The sequence below is a fragment of the Methyloceanibacter sp. genome (assembly GCF_035650995.1).
Classification (GTDB): Bacteria; Pseudomonadota; Alphaproteobacteria; order Rhizobiales; family Methyloligellaceae; genus Methyloceanibacter.
On sequence record NZ_DASRGO010000203.1, the window covers coordinates 1 to 3,744 of the forward strand.

Below are 3,744 nucleotides of genomic sequence, written 5' to 3' on the forward strand. Positions count from 1 at the left end.
TCATTTAAGGGCGCCCCTTTCCCTTGTCAAGGGCGGGATTGGACCTTTTCTTCACTTTTCACTTTCCACCTTGATCGTGGCAGTAAGGCCACATTCCTGCCGAAATGCGCCGTCACGATCCATCCATTAACGGCGTGGTAACCATACGGGGCTAGGTATGGTTAATGGACCAGCCGAGCAGGGGGACAAGCGAAGCTTCCTTGAATCGATCCTGGGCGCCGCGTCTATGCGGCAAACCGCGTGGACGATCAAGGCTTCAAGGGAACCATCTCCCCGCCGGCAAAATTCAGCCTCGCCAGAGGGACAGCATACCGCATCGGTATTGTCCGCCTGAGGGTCAAGGGCACGTCGAGCTAGGCGTGCCGGGCGGCGACCGGTAGACGGGGGGAACACAGGTTGTTTAAGCGCCGCGATCGCTTCGCGCGACGAAAGCATGGCCAGGCCCTGGTGCCGGTCTCTGGCCGCGGACTCCCCACGATCTTTCTTGGCGAACTGCCCAAGAGCGAACGCAAAGCTCTTCCCGTCTATCTCTGCGAGGCGGGGCCCGACGGCGAGAGCTGCCGGCTCAAATGGCTCGCCTCCACCTGCGTCGCGGGCATGGTCGGCGTCTGTCTCATCGGCGTCGCTATCTACGCCTCGATGAACATGGACGACGGCTCGGGCATGATGAGCTCGATCAGGCGCGCGAGCCTCGCCGCGCTTCAGCCGATCAGGGGCGCGCGCCTTGCCAATGACGGGCAGAGTGCGAATGGCCAGAAGGAAGATCGCATCCAAATGACGTCGGCGGGCTTCATCAGCCGCCAAGTCATCCACGACACGATCACCGAGCGGCAAGGAAGCCGCGAGTTCATCACCATCAAGCCTTACGTCCGGCTCGTCGTAGGCCTTTCCACCGATCAGCCCGACGACGCCGACAACATCCCCGCCTTCAATCCCTTCAAGCTCTATTCCGACCAGACCCCGGTCGGCTCGGGCGACACCCAGAGCGACGCGCCGCAAGACGTGAGCGTCAATCTCGTCGAGCTGCCGGGCGCGCAAGTACCGCAGACCGACGGCATCGAGCTCAAGTCCGACGAGGTGAACGCGCTCGTCGCCGAGGCGGCCGAGACTTACGCCTATGCGGACCAGGGCGGCGACGCGACGCTCCAGCTCGCCTCCTACAGCCCGCAGGACGGCTTCAAGCCGGCGGCGCCCGCGATCAACACCACCGAGATCGAGAAGTCGCTCGAGGACACCGACACGGCCGACAACGGCGACGACATCGACGAGGACCTGATCGAGAGCGCCAAGGTGAAGTCGCTCACCGTGGGCAAAGGCGACACCTTGATGAGCCTGTTCGCCAAGGTCGAGACCGAACCCTCCGAGGCGCAATCGATCATTGATGCGTTCTCCCCCATCTTCCAGAGCGATGATCTGAAGGCGGGCGAAGAGGTCCGCTTCAGCCTCGTTCCCGCCCCGTCGGACACCGGCGCCATGGAGCCGGTCAAGGTCTCGATCTACACACACGACGGCGACCACTTGGCCACCGTGACGCGGAACCGCAACGGCGACTTTATCGCCACCACCGAAGGCGACGAGAGCAAGACGCAGAGCGCCGCGACCCGCACCACGCTCTACACCGCCTTCTATCACGCAGCGCTCGCCCAGCACATTCCGCAAGCCACCATCGAGAAGCTGCTCCGCGTCCACTCCTACGACGTCGACTTCAAGCAGAAGGTCAAGCCGGGCGACCAGTTCGAGGTGTTCTTCGACACCGACCAGAACAGCGAGGACGTGGGCGAAATCCTCTACACCGCGATGACCATCGACGGCGTGCAGCGCAAATTCTACCGCTTCCGCACCCCCGACGACGTGGTCGACTACTACGACGAGGATGGCAACAGCGCGAAGAAGTTCCTGATGCGCAATCCGGTCAAGGGCGGGCGCTTCACCTCAGGCTTCGGCGACCGGCGCCATCCCCTTCTCGGCTATGTGCGCATGCACACCGGCGTCGACTGGGCCGCTCCCGTCGGCACCCCGATCCTCGCGGCCGGCGACGGCACCGTCGAGATGGTCGGCGGCAAGGGCGGTTACGGCAATTACGTGCGCATCCGCCACGCCAACGGCTACTCGACCGCCTACGGCCACATGTCGCGCTACGCCGAGGGCGTGAAGCCGGGCGTCGCCGTCAAGCAGGGCCAGGTCATCGGCTATGTCGGCTCGACCGGACTCTCGACCGGCCCGCACTGCCACTTCGAGGTCCTGGTCAACAACAACTTCGTCAACCCGATGACCATCGCCGTGCCGCGCGGGCTTCAGCTGCATGGCCGCGAGCTCGCCGAGTTCCAGCGCGAGAAGAACCGCATCGATCAGCTGATGCAGATGGACCCGGTCACCGCCCGCGTCGCCCAGGCCACGAACTAGCGACGCGGTCCCCGCGCTCAGCCTTTTCCCTCCTTTCTCCTTCGTCATGGCCGGGCTTGTCCCGGAGCCATCCACGATTTTTCCAGACGCGGCGCTCTGCGCCGCCGACCCCTCACCGCGCCGCAAGCGGCGGGTGCTCTCCCACGAGGGGAGAGCGGGGAGTGCGTCGCGGCGCTCAGGCGAGATCGCCGGCACCTCATCCGCCCATGCCGGGATCGCCGAACTCGCGCCTTTGGCGCGCGAGAGCCTCGATACGGCGCTTCAACTCTTGGCGAATATGCGCCATCTCGGCGTCGTCCTCGCTGTGTTCCTTCGACGCCGCCTCGAGCGCTCGCCGCCAGGCGCGATAGACCTTGACCTCGGCGGGCGTCGCAAGCCCGGCTTCGATCGCCTCGAAGGAGGGCCTTGCCCGCCGCTCGGCCTCGAAGGCCGCGAACCAGTCGCCCAAGAGGCGCGCGCACCGGCGCACGTCGCCGCGGCAGGCGCGTGCGCGCAAGCACGCCCCATCGCCGCACAGGCTCCACGCGCAGAGGCGATCGGCGGCGAAGCGCAGGGCGCATCGCCTCGTTTCGCGATCAAGTCTTATCAGCTCCGTCTCGCTCATCACCTTCCTGCTCTCTTCCTCCTCCCTCATCAGTTTGCCGGTCATGCCCGGACCTGGTCCGGACATCCACGATTGACTTTTTCATGCCTCCCCCTTGCGGGGAGGTCCGGCGTCGCGCTCGCACTCAAGCAGCGAAGCGGTAGCGCATCGAAAAGCGCGACGCCGGGGTGGGGGCTTTGAGTCTCGCGCGGCACTCCGTCAACCGCCGTGCCCTCCACCCCACCCGTCGCGCTGGCCTTCTGGCGCTACCGCGCTTTGCGCTACTTGAGCGCACGACGAGCGCGACTCCCTCCCCTTCAAGGGGAGGGATAAAAAAGCCCACGTCGAAATTTCTCGCCGAGATATTTCTCGCGAGGCATGTTTTCCCCCGAAGGGGGATGGCGCGCCGAAAAGCGCAAACCTATGGTTCCGCGATCCTTGCGGATCGCGGCGGGCGCCTCTCGGCGCGCCAACATGCGCTCATGTAGCGAAGCGATAGCGCAACATGAGCACGTGCGGTGGTTCACGGCGGCGGGCCCCGCTTCGGTTCGATCCTTGCGCCGGCCTTCCTTCGCCCGCCGAAGCGAGCTTCGCGAAGGCGGCTGGCGCAAAATCGAACCTCGCAGCCAGCTCCTGGCAGGACCTCTTAGTGGGTCCGGGGGGAGCTCCGGCGCCGCCCGAGTTCCGGCTGTGCGTCAGCCGGCCCGCGGGCACCGCACCCCGTCCCGCCTAGCGTACGCCTCGCGAAGCGCCCTTCA

2 protein-coding genes are annotated in these 3,744 nt (G+C 65.6%); one reads left to right on the top strand and one right to left on the bottom strand.

All coding sequences use genetic code 11. The features are described from left to right. Positions 1 to 396 precede the first annotated feature (396 nt). Positions 397 to 2,403 carry a M23 family metallopeptidase gene (locus VFB18_RS15220; RefSeq protein ID WP_324977206.1) on the top strand — a complete coding sequence of 669 codons (2,007 nt, stop codon included), beginning with the start codon at positions 397 to 399 and terminating at the stop codon, positions 2,401 to 2,403. Positions 2,404 to 2,599: 196 nt separating this feature from the next. Here the strand turns inward: VFB18_RS15220 and VFB18_RS15225 are convergent, their stop codons facing one another. Beyond that, positions 2,600 to 3,052 carry a DNA-binding protein gene (locus VFB18_RS15225; protein ID WP_324977209.1) on the bottom strand — a complete coding sequence of 151 codons (453 nt, stop codon included), beginning with the start codon at positions 3,050 to 3,052 and terminating at the stop codon, positions 2,600 to 2,602. Positions 3,053 to 3,744: the final 692 nt, after the last annotated feature.

Excerpts from the sequence above, each read along its gene's own strand:
- VFB18_RS15225 (WP_324977209.1), bottom strand. The coding sequence starts at position 3,052 with ATGACCGGCAAACTGATGAGGGAGGAGGAAGAGAGCAGGAAGGTGATG.